At 67.2% G+C, this 26,186-nt stretch carries 20 protein-coding genes and 2 pseudogenes; 13 read left to right on the top strand and 9 right to left on the bottom strand.

Annotated elements, in window-relative coordinates; genetic code table 11:
- Positions 1–632: pseudogene (locus B7G54_RS20855) on the bottom strand (collagen-like triple helix repeat-containing protein); the annotation flags it as partial.
- Between the two features lie 392 nt (positions 633–1,024).
- Here B7G54_RS20855 and B7G54_RS20850 point away from each other — a divergent pair.
- Positions 1,025–1,423, top strand: coding sequence for a carboxymuconolactone decarboxylase family protein (locus B7G54_RS20850; protein WP_085040790.1), 399 nt, complete (start codon positions 1,025–1,027; stop codon positions 1,421–1,423).
- Positions 1,424–1,482: 59 nt separating this feature from the next.
- Here B7G54_RS20850 and B7G54_RS20845 read toward each other — a convergent pair whose 3' ends face one another.
- Genes B7G54_RS20845 through B7G54_RS20835 form a run of 3 tightly spaced genes read right to left on the bottom strand, consistent with a single transcriptional unit; the run spans position 1,483 to position 4,950 of the window.
- Positions 1,483–2,469, bottom strand: a complete 987-nt coding sequence (locus B7G54_RS20845) for an alpha/beta fold hydrolase (protein ID WP_085040789.1) — start codon at positions 2,467–2,469, stop codon at positions 1,483–1,485.
- Positions 2,470–2,476: 7 nt separating this feature from the next.
- The gene (locus tag B7G54_RS20840) at positions 2,477–4,051 is read right to left on the bottom strand and encodes a flavin-containing monooxygenase (RefSeq protein WP_085040788.1); all 1,575 of its coding nucleotides are present in this window, start codon (positions 4,049–4,051) and stop codon (positions 2,477–2,479) included.
- Positions 4,048–4,950, bottom strand: coding sequence for an SDR family NAD(P)-dependent oxidoreductase (locus tag B7G54_RS20835; protein ID WP_085040787.1), 903 nt, complete (start codon positions 4,948–4,950; stop codon positions 4,048–4,050). Before B7G54_RS20835 ends, B7G54_RS20840 begins: the two co-directional genes overlap by 4 nt.
- 103 nt (positions 4,951–5,053) lie before the next feature.
- On the opposite strand from B7G54_RS20835, the gene B7G54_RS20830 reads away from it, so the two are divergent.
- A complete protein-coding gene (locus B7G54_RS20830; RefSeq protein WP_244289394.1) occupies positions 5,054–5,695 on the top strand; it encodes a TetR/AcrR family transcriptional regulator in 642 nt (213 codons plus the stop codon).
- Between the two features lie 316 nt (positions 5,696–6,011).
- On the opposite strand, the gene B7G54_RS20825 is transcribed toward B7G54_RS20830, so the two are convergent.
- Positions 6,012–6,275: a fucose-binding lectin gene (locus tag B7G54_RS20825; RefSeq protein ID WP_085040785.1), complete on the bottom strand. Its 264-nt coding sequence runs from the start codon at positions 6,273–6,275 to the stop codon at positions 6,012–6,014.
- 232 nt (positions 6,276–6,507) lie between these two features.
- Positions 6,508–7,449, bottom strand: coding sequence for a LysR family transcriptional regulator (locus B7G54_RS20820; protein WP_085040784.1), 942 nt, complete (start codon positions 7,447–7,449; stop codon positions 6,508–6,510).
- 127 nt (positions 7,450–7,576) lie between these two features.
- Here B7G54_RS20820 and B7G54_RS20815 point away from each other — a divergent pair, with 127 nt between their 5' ends.
- From B7G54_RS20815 to B7G54_RS20790, 6 genes are all read left to right on the top strand, one after another.
- Positions 7,577–8,221, top strand: coding sequence for a glutathione S-transferase family protein (locus B7G54_RS20815; protein WP_085040783.1), 645 nt, complete (start codon positions 7,577–7,579; stop codon positions 8,219–8,221).
- Positions 8,222–8,257: 36 nt separating this feature from the next.
- Positions 8,258–10,492 (top strand): pyridoxamine 5'-phosphate oxidase family protein, encoded by a 2,235-nt coding sequence (locus B7G54_RS20810; protein WP_085040782.1) that lies wholly within the window; start codon positions 8,258–8,260, stop codon positions 10,490–10,492.
- Between the two features lie 122 nt (positions 10,493–10,614).
- Entirely contained in the window at positions 10,615–10,818 is a 204-nt protein-coding gene (locus B7G54_RS20805) for a DUF2970 domain-containing protein (protein WP_085040781.1), read from the top strand.
- Positions 10,819–11,436: 618 nt separating this feature from the next.
- A complete protein-coding gene (locus tag B7G54_RS20800) occupies positions 11,437–13,680 on the top strand; it encodes a TonB-dependent siderophore receptor (RefSeq protein ID WP_085040780.1) in 2,244 nt (747 codons plus the stop codon).
- 59 nt (positions 13,681–13,739) lie between these two features.
- Positions 13,740–14,372, top strand: coding sequence for a nicotinamide riboside transporter PnuC (gene pnuC / locus B7G54_RS20795; RefSeq protein ID WP_085040779.1), 633 nt, complete (start codon positions 13,740–13,742; stop codon positions 14,370–14,372).
- Positions 14,373–14,413: 41 nt separating this feature from the next.
- Positions 14,414–15,604 carry a phosphotransferase enzyme family protein gene (locus B7G54_RS20790; RefSeq protein ID WP_085040778.1) on the top strand — a complete coding sequence of 397 codons (1,191 nt, stop codon included), beginning with the start codon at positions 14,414–14,416 and terminating at the stop codon, positions 15,602–15,604.
- 163 nt (positions 15,605–15,767) lie between these two features.
- Here the strand turns inward: B7G54_RS20790 and B7G54_RS20785 are convergent, their stop codons facing one another.
- Together B7G54_RS20785 and B7G54_RS39785 are read right to left on the bottom strand one after the other, a co-directional pair.
- The gene (locus tag B7G54_RS20785; RefSeq protein WP_085040777.1) at positions 15,768–16,217 is read right to left on the bottom strand and encodes an OmpA family protein; all 450 of its coding nucleotides are present in this window, start codon (positions 16,215–16,217) and stop codon (positions 15,768–15,770) included.
- 15 nt (positions 16,218–16,232) lie between these two features.
- Positions 16,233–16,694, bottom strand: a pseudogene (locus B7G54_RS39785) (M35 family metallo-endopeptidase); the annotation flags it as partial.
- A gap of 658 nt (positions 16,695–17,352) precedes the next feature.
- Between B7G54_RS39785 and B7G54_RS20775 the strand changes: the two are divergent.
- From B7G54_RS20775 to B7G54_RS20755, 5 genes are all read left to right on the top strand, one after another.
- A complete protein-coding gene (locus B7G54_RS20775) occupies positions 17,353–18,675 on the top strand; it encodes a TolC family protein (protein WP_085040776.1) in 1,323 nt (440 codons plus the stop codon).
- Between the two features lie 34 nt (positions 18,676–18,709).
- Positions 18,710–20,185, top strand: coding sequence for an efflux RND transporter periplasmic adaptor subunit (locus B7G54_RS20770; RefSeq protein ID WP_085040775.1), 1,476 nt, complete (start codon positions 18,710–18,712; stop codon positions 20,183–20,185).
- A gap of 161 nt (positions 20,186–20,346) precedes the next feature.
- Positions 20,347–23,559 (top strand): efflux RND transporter permease subunit, encoded by a 3,213-nt coding sequence (locus B7G54_RS20765; protein WP_085040774.1) that lies wholly within the window; start codon positions 20,347–20,349, stop codon positions 23,557–23,559.
- Positions 23,559–24,242, top strand: a complete 684-nt coding sequence (irlR, locus tag B7G54_RS20760; protein ID WP_021157388.1) for a heavy metal response regulator transcription factor IrlR — start codon at positions 23,559–23,561, stop codon at positions 24,240–24,242. The genes B7G54_RS20765 and irlR overlap by 1 nt, the downstream gene beginning before the upstream one ends.
- Positions 24,239–25,669, top strand: a complete 1,431-nt coding sequence (locus B7G54_RS20755; protein WP_085040773.1) for a heavy metal sensor histidine kinase — start codon at positions 24,239–24,241, stop codon at positions 25,667–25,669. The genes irlR and B7G54_RS20755 overlap by 4 nt, the downstream gene beginning before the upstream one ends.
- An 82-nt stretch (positions 25,670–25,751) precedes the next feature.
- On the opposite strand, the gene B7G54_RS20750 is transcribed toward B7G54_RS20755, so the two are convergent.
- Positions 25,752–26,036 carry a DUF4148 domain-containing protein gene (locus tag B7G54_RS20750; RefSeq protein ID WP_085040772.1) on the bottom strand — a complete coding sequence of 95 codons (285 nt, stop codon included), beginning with the start codon at positions 26,034–26,036 and terminating at the stop codon, positions 25,752–25,754.
- Positions 26,037–26,186: the final 150 nt, after the last annotated feature.

The raw sequence follows: 26,186 nt of genomic DNA, 5'->3' as shown, positions 1-26,186 counted from the left end.
CCCGAAGTACCCGAAGTACCCGAAGTACCCGAAGTACCCGACGTACCCGAAGTACCCGACGTACCCGAAGTGCCCGACGTACCCGACGTACCCGAAGTGCCCGAAGTGCCCGAAGTGCCCGAAGTGCCCGAAGTGCCCGAAGTGCCCGAAGTGCCCGAAGTACCCGACGTACCGGAAGTACCCGACGTACCGGAAGTGCCCGAGGTGCCCGACGTGCCGGAGGTGCCCGACGTGCCCGAAGTACCCGACGTACCGGAAGTACCCGAGGTGCCGGAGGTGCCCGACGTGCCGGAGGTGCCCGACGTACCGGAAGTACCCGACGTACCGGAAGTGCCCGACGTGCCGGAAGTACCCGACGTACCGGAAGTACCCGAGGTGCCGGAAGTACCCGAGGTGCCCGAGGTGCCCGAGGTGCCCGAGGTGCCCGAGGTGCCGGAAGTCCCCGACGTACCCGAGCTACCCGAAGTCCCGCCGCCCGAAGTCCCCGACGTCCCACCGCCCGACGTACCCGACGTACCCGAAGTCCCCGAACTGCCGCCCGTCCCTGACGTGCTCGGCTTGATCGTCGGCGGCGTGGTCGGTCCATCGACCGAGCCGCAACCATAGAGTGCGAGCAGCGACGAGACGGCCATCGTTACCGTCGTCTTCTTGAAGAGTTTGTGCATGTTGGCCTCGACATTGGAAGTGTGTCCAAGCCTCCACTGCAAATTCCGCGCCATGACAGGTTTCTCGAAATGGTTTGGGGCTTTATTGCGGAAATCGGGAATATCGTCGCGATTTAAACGGAGTAACGAGGCTTTCGCGCGACGGGCACGCACGGTGTGCGGGCGCGGCGGTTGCGATGTTCCCGTCAGCCGCCGTAACGCGCGGCGCGATGTTACGTAGCGTTCGATATCGCGTGACGCGGACGACCTCGAACCGAGGGCCGCATCTTTGACGAAACGCGCCGGCCCGAAGAACATGGCGCGACATCCCCGGCTGCCGACGACGCGCAAGCAGCCACGACTCCACACAGGACACGGACATGAGCGAACAGGACAGGGAATACGGCAAGGCGCGACGAATCGACGTGATGGGCGAGGCGTTCGTCGAGCGCGCGATGCGCGACCTCGACGGTTTTTCGCGCCCGCTGCAGAACTGGCTGAACGAGCACGCGTGGGGCAGCACGTGGCAGCGGGGCGGGATCGACCTGAAGACGCGCAGCCTGTGCACGTGCGCGATGCTGGCGGCGCTCGGCCGCAGCACGGAACTGAAGGGACACATTCGCGGCGCGCTCAACAACGGCGCGAGCCTCGTCGAGATCCGCGAGGTGTTGCTGCACAGCGCGCTGTATGCGGGTGCGCCGGCCGCGGTCGAGGCATTCCGCAGCGCGCGCGAGGTGATCTCGGATCTCGGGCTGTCGCTGCCCGACGATGAAGCCTGATTCCGCGCCGGCGCCCACTGCACGGCACGGGATCAGGCTCTGCTTCGATCAGCGCCGGCTCAGTGCTCGACCCGCGCCGCTTGCGCGACCGTATCGGCCGGCGCAGCAGCCACTTCGAGCAGCCAGTCGGCGGTGGCCTCCGGAATCGTGACCGGCAGCATGTGCCCGCCCTCGACGACCTTCAGCCGCACGCGCGCCGATTTCTTCGCGAGCGCTTCGCCGTGCTCGCGCCAGTTCAGGATCGGATCGGCGCGCCCGTACAGCACGTCGACCGGCAGCGCGAGGTCCGGGTAGCGACGCTCCATCGCGGGCAGGTCGACGGGGGCGGACAGCAGGTCGGTCGCGGTCGCGTAGAACACGTGCGGGCGCATCCCGAGCAGCCCGCCGCCCTTGACCGGGAAGTCGCGCGGCACGTCCTCCGGCGCGAACACCTGGCGCACGGCCTTGCGGCCGGTCAGGATCGTCAGCGGAATCGCGAAGGTCCACGACACGAAGCGGCGCACGAGCGGCGAGGGCAGCATCAGCGGCTTGAACGGCGCCGGCGGCTCGCTTTGCTCGTGCGACAGCGGCGCGATCAGCGCGAGCCGGCTCACGCAGTCCGCATGATTGAGGCCGACCGCGAGCGCGATCGCGCCGCCGAGCGAGTGGCCCACCAGCACCGGCTTGTCGAGCCGCAGCGCGTCGATGAACGCGGCGACCGTGCGGGCCTGCGCGAACACGTTCGCCTGCGAACCCGCGCCGCGGATCGAGCGGCCGGCGCCCGGCCGGTCGATGAGGATCACGCGATGCTGCTGCGCGAGCCGCGCGAGCGGCAGGTACGCGAAATTGCGCAACTGCCCGGCGAGCCCGTGGACGAACACGAGCGGCGGGCCGTTGCCGTATTCGACGTAGTGGATGCGGTCGCCGCCGATGTCGACGAAGCGGCCTTCGGGCGGAAACGCGCGCGTCACGCGGCGGGCCACGTAACCGGTAAACAGCGCGAGCGCGGCGAGCACCGCGACGACGCCGAGCAGCACGTTCTGGATCAGATGGAGCGTATGGGTCATGTCGGCCTCAGCGGGTTTCGAGTGCGGGTTCGGCAACCGGCGTCGTGGCGGCCGGGCCGGCTTTCGCGCGGCGTTCGAACTGCATTGCCGAATCGGCGAGTCCGCTGAACTTCAGCGACGCGAGATCGAGCACGTAGTTCTGGTGGAACTTCCACGGCTTGTTGTGCCCCTGCTTCGGCAGGATGCCGGCCGCGCGCTGGATGTAGCCCGAGCTCAGGTTGACGGCCGGCACGTTGCCGAGATCGCCGGCGCCGAGCCGCGGCACGCACGTGTCGTAGCCGTTGGCGCGCATGTGGTTGAGCAGCCGGCACACGTAGCGCGCGATCAGCTCGGCCTTCAGCGTCCACGACGCATTCGTGTAGCCGAACGACGACGCGAGGTTCGGCACGTCGCTGTACATCATCCCCTTGTACGACACGGTGTCCGGCAGGTCGACCGCGCGGCCGTCGACGGTGACGCGCGCGCCGCCGAGCATCTTCACCTTCAGCCCGGTCGCGGTGACGATCACGTCTGCGTCGAGTTGCTGGCCGCTCTTCAGCTTGAGGCCGGTCGGCGTGAAGCGCTCGATCTCGTCGGTGACGATCGATGCGCGGCCCGCGCGGATCGACTTGAACAGGTCGCCGTTCGGCACCAGGCACACGCGCTGGTCCCACGGCATGTAGCGCGGCGTCAGGTGCTTCGCGACGTCGAAGCCGGGGCCGACCTGCTTGCTGGCCGCTCGGATGATGAATTTCTTCGTCTGGTCGGGCTTGCGGCGCGACACGTTGTACAGGTACATCGTCAGCAGCACGTTCTTCATGCGCACGAGCCGGTGCGCAAGCCGTGACGGCAGCACGCGGCGCAGCGCATTCGCGATCCTGTCGCGCGCGGGCAGCGACACGATGTAGGTCGGCGAGCGCTGCAGCATCGTCACGTGCTGTGCGTCGGCCGCCATCGACGGTACGAGCGTGACGGCCGTCGCGCCGCTGCCGATCACGACCACGCGCCGGTTCGCGTACGACAGGTCCTTCGGCCAGTGCTGCGGATGCACGAGCTTGCCTTCGAAGGTGTCCATGCCGGCCCAGTCGGGCAGGTAGCCGGCGTCGTAGTCGTAATAGCCGCTGCACATGAACAGGAAGCGGCACGTATACACGAGCGTGTCGGTCGCGCCGTCCCGCGTGCGCTCGATGCGTACGGTCCAGCGCGCGCGGTTCGAGTCCCAGTCGGCAGCGACCACCTTCTGGCCGTAGCGGATCGTCTTGTCGATGCCGTACGCGCGCGCGGTGTCGCGGATGTAGTCGAGGATCGTCTGGCCGTCGGAGATCGCCTTGTCGCTGTGCCACGGCCGGAAGCTGTAGCCGAGCGTGAACATGTCGGAATCCGAACGGACGCCCGGATAGCGGAACAGGTCCCAGGTGCCGCCGATCGCGTCGCGCGCCTCGACGATCGCCACGCTCGCATACGGGCAGCGCTGCTTCAGGTGATACGCGGCGCCGATGCCGGACAGGCCGGCGCCGACGATCAGCACATCGAGGTCGTTGCCGTCCTGGCGGGCGCCGGGGGCGGGCGGCGCGTCGCGCCGGTCGGTCGTCGTCGAGGTCATGCGGGGTCCTTGGTCGGCGTGGTCGGGAGCGCGGCCGGGGCGTGCGCGCGTTCGAGGTTGCGGGCGCGGGCGCGGCGCACGTGGCGCAGCATCAGCCATTGGTAGCCGGCGCCGAGCAGGCGCGCGATCCGGTCGAGCCGTCGCGCGTCGGCGCCGACGAGCACGCGGCGCGCATTGCGCTCGACACCCGCGAGGATCTGCCGTGCGGCGTCGTCGGCCGTCGTCGCGTTGATCAGGCGGTTCGCCTGGCGGCGATGGGTCGCTTCGTCCTGACCCGTGAGCGCGTGGATGCTGGTATCGACGCGGCTCGCGTCGACGATGTTCGTTGCAACGCCGCCCGGGTGCACGCAGGTCGCGCTCACCGGCGCGCCGTCGAGTTCGAGCTCCATTCGCAGCGCCTCGGTGAAGCCGCGCACCGCGAACTTCGTCGCGTTGTACGCGCTTTGCGTCGGCATCGCGACGAGGCCGAACAGGCTCGACGTGTTGACGACATGACCGTCGCCCGACGCGCGCAGATGCGGCAGGAACGCCTGCGTGCCGTGCACGACGCCCCAGAAGTTGATGCCGACGATCCATTCGAGATCGGCGATGCGTGCGGTCTCGGCGCTGGCGGCCAGGGACACGCCTGCGTTGTTGAAGACCAGGTTGACCTTGCCGTGCTCGGCGCGCACGAAATCGGCCCACGCGAACACCGCATCGCGGTCGGATACGTCGAGCCGCCGCGTGCTCACGTGCACGCCATGCCGCGCGCAGGCGGCGGCCGTGCCGGCGAGCCCGGTTTCATTGACGTCGGCGAGCGCGACCTCGCAGCCGCGCCGCGCGAGCTCGACCGCGAGGCTGCGGCCCATGCCCGAACCGGCGCCCGTGATCGCGGCGACCTTGCCGGAAAACCCGTTCATCCGTTGCTCCTCCTGTTCCGCTTGCACGACGCTGGCGGCGCGTCTAATGTGGTGTTGGTTGTCACCACTTTAGTTTTCGGGTGTCCTGATGTCAAATAGCGGAATGGAGAAAGCACTCGAAACGGAAAAACGGGGCCGCTCGTATGGCGGCGTGGCGCCCGAGGTGCGGGCCGCCGAGCGGCGCGACGCACTGATCCGCGCGGCGACGCGCGTGTTCGGCACGGTCGGATTCCGCAAGGCGACCGTACGGTCGATCTGTCAGGAAGCGAAGCTGAACGATCGCTATTTCTACGCGGCGTTCGACAGCACCGAGGATTTGCTGCGCTGCACCTATTTGCATCACGCGCAGCAGTTGCACGACGCGGTCGCGCGGGCGGTGGCCGAGTGCGGCGGCGATCTGCACGAGAGCGTCGATGCGGGGCTCGCCGCGTTCTTTGCGTTCCTGCGCGACCCGTGCGCGGCGCGCGTGCTGTTGCTCGAGGTGATGGGCGTCAGCGCGGACACCGACATGACGTACCAGCGCATGCTGATCGACTTCGGCAAGCTGATCATGGCGATCGGCGCGCCGCGTGAAGCGGCGACGCCCGCGGAGCGCACCGAGCAACGGCTGATCGGGCTCGCGCTCGTCGGTGCGATGACGAACGTCGGCGCGGCGTGGCTGCTCACCGAATATCGCGATCCGGAGGCGCAGATGGTCGCGAGTTGCAGGAAGGTGCTGCTGGGGACGTTGCGGGAGATCGGGTAACCGGAAGGTATCGCGCTTTGGCGGTGGCGCCCGGCATTGCCGGTTGAAAATGAAAATAAAGCGCCGGCTGCACGGCACCCCGGGCGTCGTGCCGTTTTCTTGCGCGATTTAATCGCCTTTTACATAAATAAAAAACTGGCGATTTTCGGGGTAAAAAATAAATGTCAGTAAGCTGTCATTGTTTTTGATTTCGATTCCATGTGGCAGTGAATTGATCAAGGCAATGTGGATCGAATTAAAAAGCGGCGCAATGCGAAAGTCGGTTCGCATTGCGCCGGTCGTGGCGCGACAATCATCGCGCCCCAGGCACGCTCGATTACAAACCCGTATAGCCGCCCCGCGTCCAGCCGTCGCCATCCCAGCACCACTCGGTCGTCGAGCCGCCGCTGGTTGCATACACGCGGATGTGGACCGCGCTTCCGACCAGCCAGCACGTTGCGGATACGTTGTCACCCTGCTGGTTGAACGCGCCGGTGTACCAGTTCTGACCGTCGTAGCAGCGCTCCGTGATCTTGTTGCCGTTGGCCGTATAGACGCGGATCGACGGCGTGCTTCCCCATGAAATTGCGGCGGTTTGCATTTCAGACTCCTTGATTGAATAAAGCGGAGAATTGAAACGTTTTGGTAAACGCAAATCAGCGTATTACCGGGAATAAGATTAGTAGAAAAACGGGAAAGGCAATGCCTGATTTTTTTGGGGTAATAAAGGGTGTATTCACGATGGGCGAGAAGGCCCGGAGAAAGGAGGTTGGCGGCATGTTGACGCGCATGGATGGCCGGCGGTCGTGCCGGACGATGCCGGCCGTCCGGAATCAGTCGCTCGTGTGTTTCGCGCGCGCCGGCGCTGCCGTCGTTTCCCCGATCCTCGCCTTCATCGCATCGACGAATGCCCGCACCTTCGGCGAAGGCAGCCGCGTCGACGGATACACCGCATGAATCCCGGCCGGCGCCGAGCGCCACGCAGGCAGCAGGCGCACGAGCCGGCCGGCCGCGACGTCGTCGGCGGTCGAGAAATCGGTCAGCAGCCCGAAGCCGCCGCCCGCGAGCACGATCGCGCGGCACGCCGTCGCGGTGTTCGACACGACCGGCGCGACGCAGCGTACCGACGCATTGCCGCCGTTCGCGCTTTCGAGTTCGACCGTATGCGGGCGCGGCAGCGTCGACAGCATCACGAACGGCAGCGCGGCGAGCGCATCCGGATCGTGCGGCCGCCCGTGGCGCGCGACGAACGCGGGGCTCGCGACCAGCCATTTCTCATAGGTGCCGAGCTGCACCGCGCGATAGTTGGAATCGGCGAGGCGGCCGATGCGGATCGCGACGTCGAGGTTGTCCGCGACGAGATCGACCACGCGGTCGTTCGCGACGAGTTCGACGTCGAGCGCCGGATGCCGGTCGCGTAACGCGACGACGGCAGGGGCGACGACCAGCGCGCCGTAGTCGATCGGCACGCTTACGCGCAGCGTGCCGCGCAGCGGCCCTGCGTCGGACGACACCGCGTCGAGCGCGCTTTCGGCGGCGCGCACGATGTCGCGGCACGCGTCGTAGAACGCGCGCCCCGCGTCGGTCACGCTCAGCCGCCGCGTCGTGCGCACCAGCAGGTTCGCGCCGACCTCGGATTCGAGGCGCTGCATGTGCGTGCTGACGACTGTCTTCGCCAGGCCGAGCCGCTCGGCCGCGGCCGTCAGCGAGCCGGCGTCGACCACCGCGACGAAGATCGCCAGCCGGTTCAGGTTCACGTCGCGCAGATCGGCCATCGTCGATTGTCCTATGGAAAAGGATAATGTTTCCTCGATTATCCGTCTTCTGGCGACGAACGGCGAGCGCTACGCTGCAGTTGTTCGTCGCCGATCCCCGGCGGCGCGAGATTCCGGAGTGTTTTCCATGTCTGCCGCCCGCAAGCCCGCTTCACCGATTCGTGTCTATTCGTTCCTGCTCTCGGGGCATGCGCATCGCGTCCGGTTGTTCCTGTCGCTGCTCGGCCTGCCGTCCGAGACCGTCGACGTCGATCTCGCGGCCGGCGCGCAGCGCGAACCGGCGTTCCTCGCACTCAATCCGCTCGGGCAGGTGCCCGTGATCGACGACAGCGGCACGGTGATCGCCGATTCGAACGCGATCCTCGTCTACCTCGCGAAGCGCTACGGCGACGCGCACTGGCTGCCCGACGACCCGGCAGGTGCGGCAGTCGTGCAGCGCTGGCTGTCGTATGCCGCCGGGCCGATCGCATCGGGGCCGGCCGCCGCGCGGCTCGTGACCGTGTTCGGCGCGAAGCTCGACCCGGAGGCCGCCAAGCGCACGGCCGCAAAGGTGCTCGACGTGATCGATCGCGAACTGGCCGGCAAGCCGTTCGCGGCCGGCGCGCAGCCGACGATTGCGGACATCGCCGCGTACACATACATCGCACACGCACCGGAAGGCGGCGTGTCGCTCGAGCCGTATCCGTACGTGCGTGCCTGGCTGGCGCGTGTCGAGGCGCTGCCGGGCTTCGTTGCCATGCCGACGACGCGCGCGGGCCTGCTCGCCGCGTAACGCCTGCCGAAGCCGCGCCTGATCAGGGAGAACACGATGAACACCCCGACCGCCGTCGTACCGGGCTGGGAACTCGACACCGCGCCGTTTCACGCGGGCGAACTCGCCGTGCAGCAGCGCGCGGGCGTGACGGAGGCTGCGGGTTCGGCCGGCCGGCGCGGGATCCGGCGCTTCATGCCGGACCAGCACCGGACGTTTTTCGCGCAACTGCCGTTCTTCGTGCTCGGCGGCGTCGACGCGCACGGCCAGCCGTGGGCGACGCTGCGCGCCGGCGCACCGGGGTTCGTGACGTCGCCGGATGCGCGCACGCTGCGCATTGCGGCGCGCGCGCTGCCGGGCGATCCGCTGGCCGGCGCGTGGCAGTCGGGCGCACCGCTCGGCGGGCTCGGCATCGAATTCGATACGCGGCGGCGCAATCGCGTCAACGGCGTCGTGCGCGCGGTCGACGACGATGCACTGACGATCGCGGTCGAGCAGAGCTTCGGCAACTGCGCGAAGTACATCCAGGGCCGCAAGCCGACGTTCGTCGCACGGGAAGTCGACGCGTCCGTCGCCCCTGAAGTGTCGGATGCGCTGAACGACGCCGATCGCGCGCTGCTTGCGCAGGCCGATACGTTCTTCGTCGCGAGTGCGAATACGTCGGCGGACGCGGGCGCCGCGCGCGGCGCGGACGTATCGCATCGCGGCGGGATGCCGGGCTTCGTGCGCGTCGACGATACGCACACGCTGACGACGCCGGATTTCAGCGGCAACCGCTTCTTCAACACGCTTGGCAACCTGCAGCACGATCCGCGTGCGGGGCTGCTGTTCGTCGATTTCGACAACGGCGACCTGCTGTACGTCGCCGCGCGTGCCGAGATCGTGTGGGACGGGCCGCTCGTCGCGTCGTTCGATGGTGCGCAGCGGGTCGTGCGGTTCCATGTGCAGGAAGTGCGGCGCATGCGCGCGGTGCTGCCGTTCCGGTGGTCGGCGGTCGAGCGTGCGCCGCAGTTCGCGGCGATGGCTGCCGGCGCGGGGGCGGTTGCGGCGGTGGTGCCGGTGCCGTCTGCACCCGCTTCGGCATCTGTCATCGCACCAGCATCGGGATCAGCAACCACGTTGGCACTCGCGTCGACACCCGCGTCGGCACCCGCATCGGCAACCACATCGGCAACCACATCGGCACCCACATCAGCAACGACATCAGCAACAACATCAGCAACGACATCAGCAACCGCACCAGAAACCGCATTAGCACCCGCATCGACACCCACATGGCGGCCGCTGCGCATCGCGAAGATCGTCGACGAAGCGCGTGCGATCCGTTCGTTCCATTTCGAACCGGCGGACGGCGGTGCACTGCCTGCCTACGAAGCCGGGCAACACCTGACGCTGCGCGTCACGCTGCCGGGCAGCGATTCGCCGTCGATCCGCAGCTACACGCTCTCCGATGCGCCGGGCGGCGCGCATTACCGGATCACCGTGAAGCGCGAAGGGCGCGTATCGGTGTGGCTGCACGATCACGCGCAGGCGGGCATGACGCTCGATGCGCAGATGCCGCGCGGCCGCTTCACGTTCGATCTCGCGAGCCCGCGCCCGGCCGTGCTCGTGTCGGCGGGCATCGGCATCACGCCGATGGTCGCGATGCTGCGCCGCGCGCTGACTGACGATCAACTGTCGCGCCGCATGGTGTTCGTGCACGGCGCACGTGAAGCAGATGATCGACCGTTTGCCGAGGAGCTGGCACGCATGGCGGCCGCCGACGAACGCTTGTCGCTCCACTGGTTCGACAGTCATCCTCGCGAAGGCTCGGCCGCGCAAGCCGGCCGCATCGGCATCGCGCAACTGAAGCGGCTCCTGACGTTCGACGACTACGACTTCTACCTGTGCGGGCCGTCGGCGTTCATGCGCGACCTGTACGAAGGGCTGCGCGCGCTGAACGTGCCGGACGAGCGCATCCGCTTCGAGGCGTTCGGGCCGTCGAGCGTGGCACGCAGCGCGCCCCGCACGTCTGCCCCGCCGGCGGCGAGCGTACCGGTCGTATTCCGCCGCACGGGCCGCGAAGCCGCGTGGACGCCCGCCGACGGCACATTGCTCGAATTCGCGGAAGGGCAGCGCGTGGCCGTGCCGTCCGAATGCCGCTCCGGGTCGTGCGGCACGTGCGCGACACGCGTGCTGTCCGGCGCGGTCGACTACGAACAGGTGCCCGATGCACCGGTCGAACCCGGCTGCGCGCTGCTGTGCGTCGCACGGCCAGTACCAGGGACGGAACCACTCGTGCTCGAGCGCTGATGCAACCTGCGACATGCCGCCGCAGACGGCCTGCTGCGCGAAAAGCGCACGCAACTGCTTCTTTTTTCGGATGCCGGTCGGATCGACGATAGCGTCAACCGATAGATGAAAGGAGCGCAATCATGAAACTGCTCGGCATGATCCGACTGGTCCTGTGGAGTTTCTTCGGCGTACGCAACAGCAAGGCGCACGCGACCGATCTCGCGAACGCCAACTTCACGCTGCTGCCGTTCGTGGCGATCATCCTCGCGGTGCTCGTCGGCGCGGTCATCTACGGCGTCGTGCACCTGGTCGTCGATCCGACCGTGACGATGCAGGGATTCTGACCGGCCGCCGAATCGCGAGCGGGCGGCTGTTACCGCTCCGGTTTCCGGCTGCATGGCCGGCGCGCAACTGCGCCGGTCATTGAGGTGGCTGCGTACGACGGCAGTCACGCGCGCATCGGCACCGTTCGGCACCGTTGTCGTGCCGCACGAATGGCATTGTCCCCATTCCCGCCTTCCCATTCCCCCGATTCCCCCGATTCCAGGGCGGTCAGCCCCGCCCGGGGTAAAATGCGCGCCGCGCCGCGATGTCGCGCGCGACGGGCATGCCGCCGTTCCAGCGAACGGCGCGCGCAAATACGTCGCGCCCGCACCGAGGCGTTCGAAGCGTCCCCCGCATGACAAGGCCGCGCGATGCAGCCGGCCGCCCGACACGCCCCCGACGAACCGGTCGACGGCTGTGTCGGTTCCCGGTGCGTCACCTGAATCCGATGTCCCATCCTGCGTCGTCCCGACCGAGCGGCCCGCTTGCGGGCCATATCGTTCGGTTCGCCCGGTTCGTCTGACGAATGTCGGGCCGGCGCTGCGTCCGGCGGAGGGGCTGAATGCGGGTGCGGGCACGCTTCGCAGCTTCGTAACGGGTTTAGACAGGGTCGAGTGGCGAGTTTTCCATCCAGAACAATGACGGTGAATAGAACAACAGTGTCGCCCGCACGGCGGCGGCGCGCGAAGATCGGGCTTGGCGTCGGTCTCGGCATCACGCTTTTCGCGGCACAGGCCGCCGCGGCGCAGGGCGACACGTCGGCGCCGGCGCCGGCGCCGGACGCCGAGGCGGCCGGCAGTGCGACGCTGCCGACGATCACGGTGAGCGGCGAGCGCGGCAACGCGCTGCGCGCCCGCACGGCGTCGGTCGCCGGGCTCGACGATGCGCCGCTGCGCGACACGCCGGCATCGGTGAGCGTCGTCACGCGCGCGCAGCTCGACGACCAGCAGGCGAAGCGGCTGAGCGACGTCGTGCGCAACGACGCGTCGGTCGTCAACGACTACGCGCCGGTCGGCTATTTCGAAGGCTTTGCGATCCGCGGTTTTCCGGTCGATCTCGCGAGCGCGATCCGGATCGACGGGCTGACGGTGTCCGGCGAGCAGAACGTGCCGCTCGAGAACAAGGAGCGCGTCGAGATCCTGAAGGGGCTCGCGGGCATCGACAGCGGCGTCGTCGCGCCGGGCGGCGTGATCAACTTCGTGACGAAGCGTTCGGCGAACGTCGCGAGCGTGACGGGTGGCGTCGACAGCCGCGGCTCGACGTCGGCGGCCGTCGATCTCGGCCGCCGCTTCGGCCCCGACAATCAGTTCGGCTTCCGGATCAATGCCGCGAAGGAGAACATGCATTCCTACATCGACGGCACGAACGGGCGGCGCACGTTCGGCTCGATTGCCGCCGACTGGGACATCAGCCCGCGCGCGAGCCTGCAGCTCAACGCCGAATTCCAGCAGTGGATCCAGCGTTCCGCTCCCGGCTACCAGTTGCTTGGCGGCACTGTCGTGCCGTCGGTCAAGACGACGTCGAAGGCGCTCGGCACGCAGCCGTGGGCGAAACCGGTGACGACCGACGCGCTGAACCTGAATGCGCGCTTCGACTACCAGTTCAACGACGACTGGAAGGCGACTATCGCCGCGGGCCGCAGCCGCACGATGATCGACGACAACAGCGCGTTCGCGTACGGCTGCTCGTACGCGGCGAGCTGCACGGCCGGCGCGACGTCGCCGTTCTTCTTCGGCGCGAACGGCGACTACGACGTGTACGACTTCCGCAGCCCCGGCGAATACCGGCGCAACGACGACCTGCGCGCGGTCACGACCGGCAAGTTCGCGACGGGGCCGCTGCGGCACGAGCTGACGCTCGGCGTGAGCGTGCAGCGCCGCGTCGTGAGCATGGCCGACGCCGTGTACGACTACGTGGGCAGCGAGAACATCTACGGGCCCGACACGACGTTCTCGCCGTCGTCGAATGCGCCCGGCCCGTCGTATCCTCGCCTCGATGCGTGGCAGTACGGCGTGTTCGGGCTCGACCGCATCAGCATCGGCGAACATTGGCAGGTGCTCGCGGGCGGCAAGGAAGTGCTGCTGCGCCAGCGCAGCTGGAGCAGCCTCGACGGCGACGCGACGCATACCGACCGCTCGGTGTTCCTGCCGCAGGTGGCGCTCGTCTACAAGCCGGTGAACGTGCTGTCGCTGTACGCGTCGTACAGCAAGGCGCTGTCGCTCGGCGACCAGGCACCCGTGCGCGCGACCAACGCGTATGCGTTCCTGCCGCCCGTCGAATCGCACCAGATCGAGGTCGGCGCGAAATACGACTGGCTCGATCGGCTGAGCCTCACGGCCGCCGTGTTCTCGATCAGCAAGCCGTTCCAGTTCGCCGACCCGGACGCATCGGGCACCCGTTACACGTTCGTGCAGCGCGGCACGCAGCGGCACCAGGGGATCGAGCTCGGCGCGGCCGGGCGCGTGACCGAGCGTCTGGGGCTGACGGCCAGCGTCGCGGCGATTCGTGCGCGTGCGTACGATTCCGGATCGCCGGCGTACGAAGGGCATCAGATCATCAACGTACCGGCGCTGCGTGCGTCGCTGTATGCGGACTACGCGGTGCCGGGCGTCGCGGGGCTGAACGTGCTGGGCGGCGTCGAGTACAGCGCGGCCCGCAATGCGAACGAGGAGGGCACCGCGCGCGTGCCGTCGTGGTTCGTGTTCAATCTTGGGGCGCGCTATACGACGAAGATCGGCGGCCATCGCACGGTGTTGCGCGTGTCGGTGGACAACCTGTTCAACAAGTTCTACTGGCGCGACGCGGGCGAGCAGCAGGGCGATGCGTACCTGTTCCCGGGTGCGCCGCGCACCGCGCGCGTGTCGTTGACCTATGATTTCTGACCGTCCGGACCCGGCCGCGTGACGCGCGGCCCCGGCGGCTAACCAGGAGAGCACAGACGATGTCCCCACTCGAAATCGCCGGCGTGATCGTCAGCGCGCTCGCGATCTGGCTGACCGCGAAGCGGCGCATGCTGTGCTGGCCGGTCGGGCTCGTGTCGGTCGCGCTGTACGGCTGGATCTTCTTCGACGCGAAGCTGTATTCGGACATGCTGCTACAGGGCGCGTTCGCGGTGCTGCAGGTGTACGGCTGGCAACGCTGGCTCGCGCAGCGCGCAAGTGAGGCCGACGGCAGCGCGGTGCCGGCCGGCGACGTCGCACCCGTCACGGGCGTGCGGCCGAAGCAGATGCTGCCCGACCTGATCGCGGCCGTCGCCGGCAGCGCGTTGCTCGGCGGCATGATGGCGCGCTGGACCGATGCGGCGCTGCCGTTCGTCGACGCGTCGCTGACCGCGTTCAGCCTCGTCGCGCAATACTGGACCGCGCGGCGCTACATTGCGTCGTGGGGGCTGTGGATCGTCGTGAACGTCGTATACGTCGGGATGTTCGTGTTCAAGGAACTGTATCTGACGGCCGGACTCTACGCGCTGTTCATCGGGCTGGCCGTCGTCGGCTGGCGCGACTGGAGCCGGACGGCCGCTGCGCTGCGCGCGGCGGCCGGCGGTGCGCTGGCAACGGGCGGCGGCGCGCGCTGATTCACGCGCCGATCTGGATCAACCACGGAGCAACGTCGTTCATGTCATTCCCACTCGAGCCGGACGGCCCCCTGTCGCGTGACGTCGCGCCGCCGCAATTCGGTGTCGACGGCGAGCAGGCCGAACGCGACTGGCCGCTGATGACGCACGACGAGGTGGCGGCGGTGCTCGCGCGCATCGATGGCGCCGGCGAGCCGGCGCGGCTGACGTGGCACAGCCCGCGGCAGTTTGCGGCGGCCGTGCTCGTGCAGATGGCGGACGGGCGCGGGCTGTTCGTCAAGCGTCACCACGTGAGCCTGCGAGATGTCGAAGGGCTCGAGGAGGAGCATCGCTTCATCGCGCATCTGCGCGAGCGCGGGATGCCCGTGGTGGACATTCTCGCGGATCGCGACGGCGCGACCGCGTTCGCGTCCGGCGACTGGACCTACGAGGTGCACGTGCGGGCACCCGGTGTCGACCCGTATCGCGGCGTGATGTCGTGGCAGCCGTTCACGCATCCGTCGCATGCGTATGCGGCGGGCCGCGCGCTGGCCGAACTGCACCGCGCGTCGGCCGGCTACGATGCGCCGGCGCGGCCCGTGCGCACGCTGCTGTCGAGCTTTCGCGTGCTGTCGTCCGCGGATCTGGCGGGCGCGCTCGAACGCTGGGTCGATGCGCAGCCGCTGCTCGTGCGCGCGCTCGGCGCGCGCGACTGGCGCGGCGACGTGGCCGATGCGATCGGCCCGCATCACGCCCGCCTCGTACCGCTGTTGCCCGCGCTGCCGCCGCTGTGGACACACGGCGACTGGCATGCGTCGAACCTGTTGTGGACCGATGCGGGGCCCGGCGCGCAGGTGCGGACCGTGCTCGATTTCGGGCTGTCGGATCGCACTTGCGCGGTGATGGACCTCGCGCTCGCGATCGAGCGCAATACGGTCGACTGGATGGCACCGGCCGATGCGCGCCGTGTCGAGTACGCGCAGATCGACGCACTGCTCGACGGATATGAGTCGCTCGAACCGCTGGGCGACGAAGCCTATGCGGCGCTGGTCGCGCTGCTGCCGATCGTGCATACGGAGTTCGCGCTGTCGGAAGTCGCTTATTTCGGCTGCATCATCGATGCGCCGGCAATCGTCGACATCGCGTACGACGGCTACCTGATCGGTCACGCACGCTGGTTCGGCGAGCGCGACGGGCGGCAATTGCTCGACTGGCTCGTGCAGCGCCGGCGTGCGAGGCAAGGGGGCGCTTGATTCTTGAGCGCGCCCTGATCGCACCGTCGGTTCGGCAATTGGTATGTCGCTTGAATCGAACATCGAAATCTCGCCTGGATAGATTCGATGGGCCTTCGCGCGTGAGCGCTGGATGTGCGCAGTTCAACGCAAGTGCTGCGGAAGTAAATGAGCAACTTTCATATCAATGGCCCGTACAGCAGTTGTCGAGGCAGCCGGGGCTCAGTTGAACGGTGACCTCGCGGGTTTCCGGCGTTGGTTCGGCTGCGCTATTGGTTGGATAAATTTGCGTTTTTATCTGAAATGGTGCGTTTATCAGGCCATCGTCTATGACGATCTTGGCCACTGCGGAAGCACGTTTCGTCGCAAGTTGATTGGGGGTGATTTCATTTTTGGACGAGCTGCCAATTATATCGATCCAGTTTTGAATTGGATGCTTGGAGTTCATTGCTGAGACCCATCGTCCAATTCGTATTTTGTCGGATTCGGAGACTTCGTGGTTGTTGGGTGAAAATGGCACGAACAATTGCTGCGACGGCAGATTTTGTGAGCCTTGGCATGCTGCTGCGGCGTTTCCGGAGAAAAAGAACGAGATTGCGATCGGTGAAATCAATGCTGCGATAAAAATTCTCATGCTGATTTCGGCTCCTTATTCTGAAAATAAATCTTCGCCGTAGATCACGAATCCGGTGAGTGTATCCGCATTTCTCAATGCCAGGTCGGGATTGGCTCTTGCCCATGCGGCCACTGTCGGGTCGAGCCCGTAACGAGCGTCGCTGCTACCGAAGGTATCAATGAAATGTGTTACTTCGTGAATGAGCGTAGATAAGCGAGAGTCTCCGAACATATTCTGGTCGCGCAAGCCGGTGCAAAATTTCATGGCGATACTTATAAGCCTGCGCTCCGTGTTGGGTCCGCAAACATGAGCGGCTTCGTTGTCAATGTCGTTCATGTTCGGGACGCAACCTGGCATTCTATCGAGGTTCGGATCGCTTCGAACGAAGTGGTGTGGCGTTAGCGTTTCAAGGACGGAAAGGTGTTGTGAGAAGCCGTTGATAAGATATTGTCGCGTATTTTCGTCGCATCGATTGAACCAGTATTTCATTCTCTCTTTGGTTCTTTCATCGTATCACCTCAGGTCGATGACTCTTCGATGAACTAGAATTGTTGACCATTTAATTAGTCGTGTTGCCGTAATTCTGAATTCTCTGTTGGTCATGTTGGGGCAGATGGGTGTTGTATTGATGTAAACATTAACCGTCGATCCCGGATTTGTGTTGGTGACGGCCCCGGAGTGAACGAGAAACCATTCTTTGTCTTCGTCGGAATCAAAGTCATATTCATTATGACCGGAGAAATTGTTCATTTATTCAAAGTCTCGCTGTGTAGATTTTCGAGGATGCCGCCCGACCTTGGGGACATAAAACGGCATGGTTCCGTTCGCGTTTCCGGAACCTTGAACAGTCATCTTTTCAAGGGAAGATGTCTATAGAACTAGTTAGAAATTTCGGGATGCAGAATTTCTTGTGACTCTGGCATGGCCGAATTGAGTGATCGGAATTGACGCGACGAGTCTGGTGAATGCTGACGGCAGCGTCGGATCGCACGCGAGCGCTTAGGTGCCGCATACAGCTGGCTATCAGGGCAGATACGCACGCTGGCTTGGCGATTACACCGCCCCCAAGATGACGGAAATATCATCTTCGCCTCATGTTCGCACTGCGGCCGGACCGTAGCATCGGTCGCGAACCGTTACCGCAGAACCGAACATGCTCAAGCTCAACCTCGCCGTGGCCGTTGTCTTTGCGATGGCCACGACGGCTCATGCGCAGCTGTCGCTGTCACCGGGGCCGGCCCCGGCTGCCTCCGGCAGCGCCGCGCCGATCGGCGCACCGCCCCCCGACGCGCTTCCCTCCACCTCGTTGACGCTTTCCGATGCGCTGTCGGTCGCGATCCGGAACAATCCGGCGCTGCGCGGCGCGCGCGCGGACGTCGATGCGTCGGCCGGCGCGCTGATGCAGGCCGGTGCGCGCCCCAATCCCGAAGTGTCGTTCCTGCAGGAAGGGTTTCGTCGCGCCGAACGCACGTCGACCGTGCTGATCAACCAGACGATCGAACTCGGCGGCAAGCGCAGCGCGCGGCTCGATGTCGCGTCGTATGGCAGGGAAGCGGCCAATGCATCGCTCGACGAGCAGGGCGCCGTCGTGCGCGCCGACGTGATCGCCGCGTTCTACGGGCTGCTCGCCGCGCAGCGCCAGCTTCAGGTGACCGAGGAATCGGCCGCGATCGCCGCGCGCTCCGCGGATCTTGCGAGCCGCCGTGCCCAGGCCGGCAAGGTGTCGCCGGTCGAGGCGACCAAGGCGCACGTGGCGGCGGCCGGCGTGCAGATCGAAGTCGTGACCGCGCGCGGCCGAGTCGAGGTCGCGCGCGAGAAGCTGAACGCGGTGATGGGCGAGGCGCGCGACGGCCGGCTTGCGGTGCGCGGCGATCTCGAAGCCGTGCCGCCGGTCGAGTCGTTATCCGCGCTGACCGCGCAGCTCGACGACGCTCCGCTCGCGCGGATCGCGCGCGCCGAGATGCTGCGCTCGAACGCGGCCGTGTCGCTCGAACGCGCGCGGCGCATTCCGGACGTGACGATCAGTGCCGGCGTGAAGCGCGTGACCACGGGCGGCGTGCCGGACAACCAGGCCGTGGTCGGCGTGTCGATCCCGATTCCGCTGTTCAACACCAACAAGGGCGCGCTGCTCGAGGCGGCGCACAAGGCCGAGCGCGCGAACGCCGATCTCGATCGCGAACGCACGCGCCTGCGGCTGGACCTCACGCAGGCGTACGCGAATTTCGAAGCCGCCGCGCAGGAGGCACAACGGCTGAAGGCCGACATCCTGCCGGCCGCGCGCCTCGCACTCGATGCAATGTCGCGCGGCTACGAACTCGGGAAGTTCAGCTTCCTCGACGTGCTCGACGCGCAGCGCACGCTGTTCCAGGGCCAGTCGCAATACGTGCGCGCGCTCGCCGATGCCCATGCGGCCCGCGCCGACATCGGCCGGCTCGTCGGTACGCCGCTCGAGCTGCTCGGGCCGGTTACGCAGTAGCGCAACAGGCGCCTCTTTTACCTGAAGGATCACCATGTCACGCAGCAGAATCCTGATTATCGCGGCGGTCGTGCTCGGCAGTGCCGGGATCGTCCTCGGCGCACTCGGCGTCACGCGCAACAGCGGCGGCAACGGCGCGTCCGCGTCGGCCGCTTCCGGAGCCGCTTCATCCGCCGAAGCCGCGGGCGAGCGTGGCGGTGTCGTGCTCAAGCGCGGCAAGCTGTCCGTCGAAATCGTGATGACGGAGAAGCCCGGCGATGCGCGCCTCATCGTGTACCCGTTCGTCGACGGCAAGCCTGCCGACAAGGGCGTCACCGTGTCCGGCACGCTGGTTCGCTACGACCGCACGCATGAACCCCTGCGTTTCGACGCGGCCGGCCAGAAGTTCGTGTCCGCGCAGTCGATTGCGAAGCCGCACGTATTCGATGCGACGATCGACGTGAAGGCGGGCAACGAAGCCGCATCGTTCCCGTTCGCCCGCGCCGACGGCGCGATCGCGCTGACCGACGCGCAGCTGGCAACCTCGAAGATCGCGCTCGCGAAGGCCGGCCCGGCGCAGATCGCGACGCCGTTCCAGTTGCCGGGCGAGATCAAGTTCAACGAGGATCGCACCGCGCACGTGGTGCCGCGCGTGGCCGGCATCGTCGAGCAGGTGTCGGTGTCGCTCGGGCAGAACGTCGCGAAGGGGCAGGTGCTGGCCGTGATCGCGAGCACCGATCTGGCCGACCGGCGCAGCGAGCTGCTGACGGCCGAGCGCCGGCTCTCCGGCGCAAGGGCAACCTACGAGCGCGAACGCACGCTGTGGCAGGAGCGCATTTCGGCCGAGCAGGACTACCAGCAGGCGCAGGTGCAGTTGCGCGAAGCCGAGATCGCCGTGCAGAACGCGCGGCAGAAGCTCGCCGCGCTGAATGCACCGGCCGGCGCGGGCGCGCTGAACCGCTACGAACTGCGCGCGCCGTTCGCGGGCACGATCGTCGAGAAGCATGCGACGCCGGGCGAAGCGATCGCCGCCGATGCCAGCATGTTCGTGATCTCCGACCTGTCGACGGTATGGGCCGAGATGGCCGTGCCGGCGCAGCGGCTCAACGACGTGCGTGTCGGCCGCGACGCGACGGTCATCGCGACCGCGTTCGAATCGCGTTCGAGCGGCCCGATCGCGTACGTGGGTTCGCTGCTCGGCGAACAGACGCGCACCGCGCCGGCGCGCGTCGTGCTGCCGAACCCGGACGGCGTGTGGCGGCCCGGGATGTTCGTGAACGTGTCGGTCGACGCGGGCAAGCAGGGCGTGCCGCTCGCGGTTGCGAGCGACGCGCTGCAGGACGTCGACGGCGCACCTTCCGTCTTCGTGCGCTCGTCGAAGGGTTTCGTCGCCCAGGCCGTCGAGACGGGGCGGCGCGACGAACGTGCGACCGAGGTGCTGAAGGGGCTCAAGCCGGGCCAGGAATACGCGGCGTCGAACAGTTTCGTGCTGAAGGCCGAACTCGGCAAGGGGAGCGCTGAACATGAATGAGCGTCGTGTGTGCGCCGCCGCGCGATGCGCGGCCCGGTATGCGGCCCGATTCGCGGCCCGGTGCGCAGCCCGGTTCGAGGTGCGGTTTCCGGCCCGCCGGGTGACCGGCCGGGCGGCCCGTCCGTCGAAGGTGACCGTGCCCCGTTTCAAGGAATCCCGTCATGTTTGAGCGCCTGATCCGCTTTGCGATTGCACACCGCTGGCTCGTGATGCTGGCGATCGCGGCCGTGGCCGCGCTGGGCGTGTTCAGCTACCAGAAGCTGCCGATCGACGCGGTGCCCGACATCACCAACGTGCAGGTCCAGATCAACACGTCCGCACCCGGCTATTCGCCGCTCGAGGCCGAGCAGCGCATCACCTATCCGGTCGAGACCGTGATGGCCGGCCTGCCGGGCCTCGAGCAGACACGCTCGATCTCGCGCTACGGGCTGTCGCAGGTCACCGTGATCTTCAAGGACGGCACCGACATCTACTTCGCGCGACAGCTCGTCAACGAGCGCATCCAGGAAGCGAAGGACAAGCTGCCGGCCGGCATCGCACCCGCGATGGGGCCCACGTCGACGGGCCTCGGCGAGATCTACCTGTGGACCGTCGAAGCCGATGCCGCCGCGCGCAAGCCCGACGGCACGCGCTATACCGCGGCCGACCTGCGCGAGCTGCAGGACTGGGTCGTCAGGCCGCAGCTGCGCAACGTGCGCGGCGTGACCGAGGTCAACTCGATCGGCGGCTACGTGAAGGAATACCGCGTCGCGCCGAATCCGGCGAAGCTGATGTCGTACGGGCTGACGCTCGCCGACGTCGTGCGCGCGCTGGAACGCAACAACGACAACGTCGGCGCCGGCTACATCGAGAAGCGCGGCGAGCAGTATCTCGTGCGCGTGCCGGGCCAGGCGCGCACCGTCGACGATATCGCGAACATCGTGCTGACCAACGTCGGCGGCGTGCCGGTGCGGATGAAGGATGTCGGGGTGGTCGACATCGGCCGCGAGCTGCGCACCGGCGCGGCGACGTCGGACGGCGAGGAGGTCGTGCTCGGCACGGTCTTCATGCTGATGGGCGAGAACAGCCGCACGGTCGCGAAGGCCGTCGCCGCGAAGATGGAAGACGTGAACCGCACGCTGCCGTCGGGCGTGAAGGCGATTCCGGTGTATGACCGCACCGTGCTCGTCGAAAAGGCCGTCGCGACGGTGAAGAAGAACCTGCTCGAAGGTGCGATCCTCGTGATCGCCGTGCTGTTCCTGTTCCTCGGCAACATGCGCGCGGCGCTGATCACCGCGCTCGTGATCCCGCTGTCGATGCTGATGACCTTCACCGGGATGGTCAACGCGAAGGTGAGCGCGAACCTGATGAGTCTCGGCGCGCTCGACTTCGGGATCATCGTCGACGGTGCGGTGGTGATCGTCGAGAACTGCGTGAGGCGGCTCGCGCATGCGCAGGCCGCCGCCGGCCGGCCGCTCACGCGCGACGAGCGCTTCGCGGAGGTGTTCGGTGCGTCGCAGGAGGCGCGCCGGGCGCTGATCTTCGGGCAACTGATCATCATGGTCGTGTACCTGCCGATCTTTGCGCTGACGGGCGTCGAAGGCAAGATGTTCCACCCGATGGCGATCACCGTCGTGATGGCGCTCGCGGCCGCGATGGTGCTGACCGTCACGTTCATTCCGGCAGCCGTCGCGCTGTTCATCGGCGAGCGTGTCGAGGAGAAGGAGAACCGGCTGATGGGCTGGGCGCGGCGCGCGTACGAACCGGTGCTCGCCGCGTTCATGACGCGCCCCGCGCGTGTGATGATCGGTGCCGGCGTGATCGTGCTGGCCACGCTCGGGCTCGCCACGCGGCTCGGCAGCGAGTTCATCCCGAGCCTCAACGAAGGTGACCTGGCCGTTGCCGCATTGCGGATTCCCGGCACGAGCCTGTCGCAGTCGGTCGAGATGCAGAAGTCGATCGAGAAGACGCTGAAGGCGCGCTTCCCCGAGATCGAGCGCGTGTTCGCGCGCACCGGCACGGCCGAGATCGCGGCCGACCCGATGCCGCCGAACCTGTCGGACGGCTACATCATGCTGAAGCCTGCCGACAAGTGGCCCGACCCGAAGAAGCCGCGCGACCAGCTCGTGCGCGAAATCGAGGACGCGCTCGCCGAGCTGCCGGGCAACGCATACGAGTTCTCGCAGCCGATCCAGCTGCGCTTCAATGAGCTGATCTCGGGCGTGCGCAGCGACGTCGCGGTGAAGATCTTCGGCGACGACATGGCCGTGCTGAACCAGACCGGCGAGCAGATCGCGGCCGCGCTGCAGAAGGTGCCGGGCGCGTCGGAGGTGAAGGTCGAGCAGACCACCGGCCTGCCGGTGCTGACGGTCAACCTCGACCGCGACAAGCTCGCGCGCTACGGCGTGAGCGTTGCGGACTTGCAGGACTCGGTGGCCGCGGCCGTCGGCGGGCAGAAGGCCGGCACGCTGTTCCAGGGCGACCGCCGCTTCGACATCGTCGTGCGGCTGCCCGACGAGCTGCGCTCGGACATCGAGGCGATCAAGCGGCTGCCGATCGCGCTGCCCGCGCCGGCGGCCGGCGCCAGCGCGCCGCTCGCGGCGGCACCGTACGTGCCGCTGGCCGAACTCGCGACGATCGACGTCGCGCCGGGCCCGAACCAGATCAGCCGCGAGGACGGCAAGCGGCGGGTGGTCGTCAGCGCGAACGTGCGCGGCCGCGACGTCGGCTCGTTCGTCGCCGATGCGCGCGAGCAGTTGCAGCAGGACGTGCGCGTGCCGGCCGGCTACTGGGTGTCGTGGGGCGGCCAGTTCGAGCAGCTGCAGAGCGCGAGCGAGCGCCTGAAGCTCGTCGTGCCGCTCGCGCTGTTCATGGTGTTCGTGCTGCTGTTCGTGATGTTCAACAACGTGAAGGACGGGCTGCTCGTGTTCACCGGCATCCCGTTCGCGCTGAGCGGCGGCGTCGTGTCGCTGTGGCTGCGCGGGATTCCGCTGTCGATCACGGCGGCGGTCGGCTTCATCGCGCTGTCGGGCGTGGCCGTGCTCAACGGGCTCGTGATGATCTCGTTCATCCGCAACCTGCGCGACGAAGGGATGCCGCTCGAGGCCGCCGTGCGCGAAGGCGCGCTCACGCGGCTGCGGCCGGTGCTGATGACCGCGCTCGTCGCGTCGCTCGGCTTCCTGCCGATGGCGTTCGCGACCGGCACCGGCGCCGAGGTGCAGCGCCCGCTCGCGACGGTCGTGATCGGCGGTATCCTGTCGTCCACGGCGCTGACGCTGCTGGTGCTGCCCGTGCTGTACCGCGTCAGCCATGCGGTGTCGTGGCGTGCCGTGTTGCGTGGCGGCTTCGGCTCGGGCGTGCTGCGCCGGCTGGGTTTCTTCAAGGGTAATGCGTGATGCGAATTCTGATTGTCGAAGATGAACCGAAGACGGGCGCGTACCTGCGCAAGGGCCTGACCGAGGCCGGCTATGTCGTCGATTGGGTCGAGGACGGCATCACGGGCCAGCATCAGGCCGAGACCGAGGAATACGACCTGCTCGTGCTCGATGTGATGCTGCCCGGGCAGGACGGCTGGACGCTATTGCAGAACCTGCGGCGCAGCAAGTCGACGCCCGTACTGTTCCTGACCGCGCGCGACGATGTCGGCGATCGCGTGAAGGGGCTCGAGCTCGGCGCCGACGACTATCTCGCCAAGCCGTTCGACTTCGTCGAGCTGACCGCGCGCATCAAGTCGATCCTGCGGCGCGGCCAGCCGCGCGATTCGAACACGCTGCGCGTGGCCGACCTCGAACTCGACCTGACGCGCCGCAAGGCCACGCGGCAGGGCGACACGATCCTGCTGACCGCGAAGGAATTCGCACTGCTGTGGCTGCTGATGCGCCGCGAGGGCGAGATCCTGCCGCGCGCGACGATCGCGTCGCAGGTCTGGGACATGAATTTCAACAGCGACACGAACGTCGTCGATTCGGCAATCCGCCGGCTGCGCTCGAAGATCGACGACGCGTACGACCCGAAGCTGATCCACACCGTGCGCGGGATGGGCTACGTGCTCGAGGCGCGCGGCGGCGCGGCGGCATGATCGCGCGCCTGCTGCCGCGCACGCTGCGCGGACGCTTGACCGCGCTGATCATCCTGTCGACGTCGGTGATTCTCGCGTCGAGCGGCGTTGCACTCTACGAGGCGCTGAGCAATCGCGTCGAAACGACGGCGGCCGAGCAGATGGCCGGGATTTCCGCCGCGTTGGGCGCGCACCTGGCCGAAGCGCGCTCGACGGCCGACGTCGCGCGCAATACCGACATCTGGATCGACCAGTTGCACGGCCATCCGAACATGGATCTCGCGATCTTCGATGCCGCGGGTACGCGCGTGGTCGGCACGCCCGGCTTCCGTATGTATGCGCCGCTGATGTCGCTGGATGCCGGGCGCGTGCCGGTCGGCGTCGCGCCGCCCGGCGCGCGGCACCAGTACCTGGTGACGAATGTGCCGCTGGCCGGCACGGGCGCGGGTGCGCCCGTGGTGCGCGTCGCGGTGCAGTACGACCGCAGCGCCGACGTGCTGCTGCTGCGCACGCATGCCTATACGATCGTCGTGATCGAGGTGTTCGGCGTGGTGCTCGCGGCCGCGATCGCGTATGGCATTGCGGCGCTGGGGCTGAGCCCGCTGCGGCGGTTCGCTGCGCGCGCCGAGCAGATGTCGACGAGCCGGCTCGCTCATCCGTTGCCGGAACTCGATACGGCCGGCGAACTGAAGGAGCTCGAGCATGCGTTCAACGGGATGCTCGAACGGCTGAACGAATCGTTCACGCGGCTGAGCCAGTTCTCGTCGAATCTCGCACACGACATGCGCACGCCGCTCACGAACCTGCAGGCGGCCGCGCAGGTCGTGCTGTCGCAGCCGCGCAGCGCGGATGAATACCGGAACGTGATCGAGTCGAGCATCGACGAATACCAGCGGCTGTCGCGGATGATCGAGGACATGCTGTTTCTCGCGCGCTCGGAACAGGCCGGCACGTCGATCGACGTGCGGCGCCTGGATGCGGCGGAGGAGGCCGGGCGCGTCGCCGGCTACTACGAGCCGCTGGCGGAGGATGCCGGCGTGACGGTGAAGATCGACGGCCATGCGTGGGTCGATGCGGATCTGATGCTGTATCAGCGCGCGTTGAGCAACCTGCTGTCGAATGCGCTGGCCTACGCGCCGCGCGGCAGCATCGTGACGATCGATTGCGTGGCGCAGCGTGGTGCGACGACGATCGCCGTGTCGGATTCCGGGCCCGGCATTGCAGCGGAGCATGCCGGGCGGATCTTCGAGCGTTTCTATCGCGTCGATCCGTCGCGGCACAATTCGGCGTCGGGGACGGGGCTCGGCCTCGCGATCGTCCGGTCGATCATGGACAACCACGGCGGCGAATGCGGTGTCGACAGCGACCCCGGCCGACGCACGACGTTCTGGTTGCGCTTTCCGCGCCAGCCGGCCGAGCTGAAACGGCCGGCGGCCATCAGCACTTGACACCGCGGGCAGGCCCGCCCGCGCGTTCGCCATGCGGCGGCCGCGCGCGGCGCGCTGCCCGCGGTCGTGTGGCCGAGGGTCATTACCGCGCGGTCAGGCTGTCGTGATTGTCGGCCTGCGGCTTCTTCTCGCCGCCATGCACCGAAATCCCGTGAAGCTCCTTGTTGCGTGCGATGAGCTCGCCGGTCGGCGGGTATTGCGTCTTGCTCGTCGGCACGACGCCGTCGTGCTGCGCCTGCTTCAGTTCATTGACGACCTGCGTGCGGGTCTTGCCCTGCGTTTGCGTCTGCGCGAACGCGGCCTGCGTGGCCAGGCCGAGCGACAGCGTGGCGGTGACGAACAGTGCTGCGAGTTTTGCGGTTTTCATCGAGTGCTCTCCTTGATCAGGGCCGCCGGGTGGCGAACCATGGACCCAGTATGCGAAAGCAGCCGTGCGTGATCGTGATCGCGAGATGAAAAATGCGTCAGATTGCGCAACGCGAAGATGTGCCGTTCGGGCGCGACCGACATGACGCAA

The organism is Burkholderia puraquae, from assembly GCF_002099195.1.
In the GTDB taxonomy this organism is placed as follows: domain Bacteria; phylum Pseudomonadota; class Gammaproteobacteria; order Burkholderiales; family Burkholderiaceae; genus Burkholderia; species Burkholderia puraquae.
The sequence above is the reverse complement of the archived record's forward strand: the minus strand, read 5'-3'. Positions and strand labels throughout refer to the sequence as shown.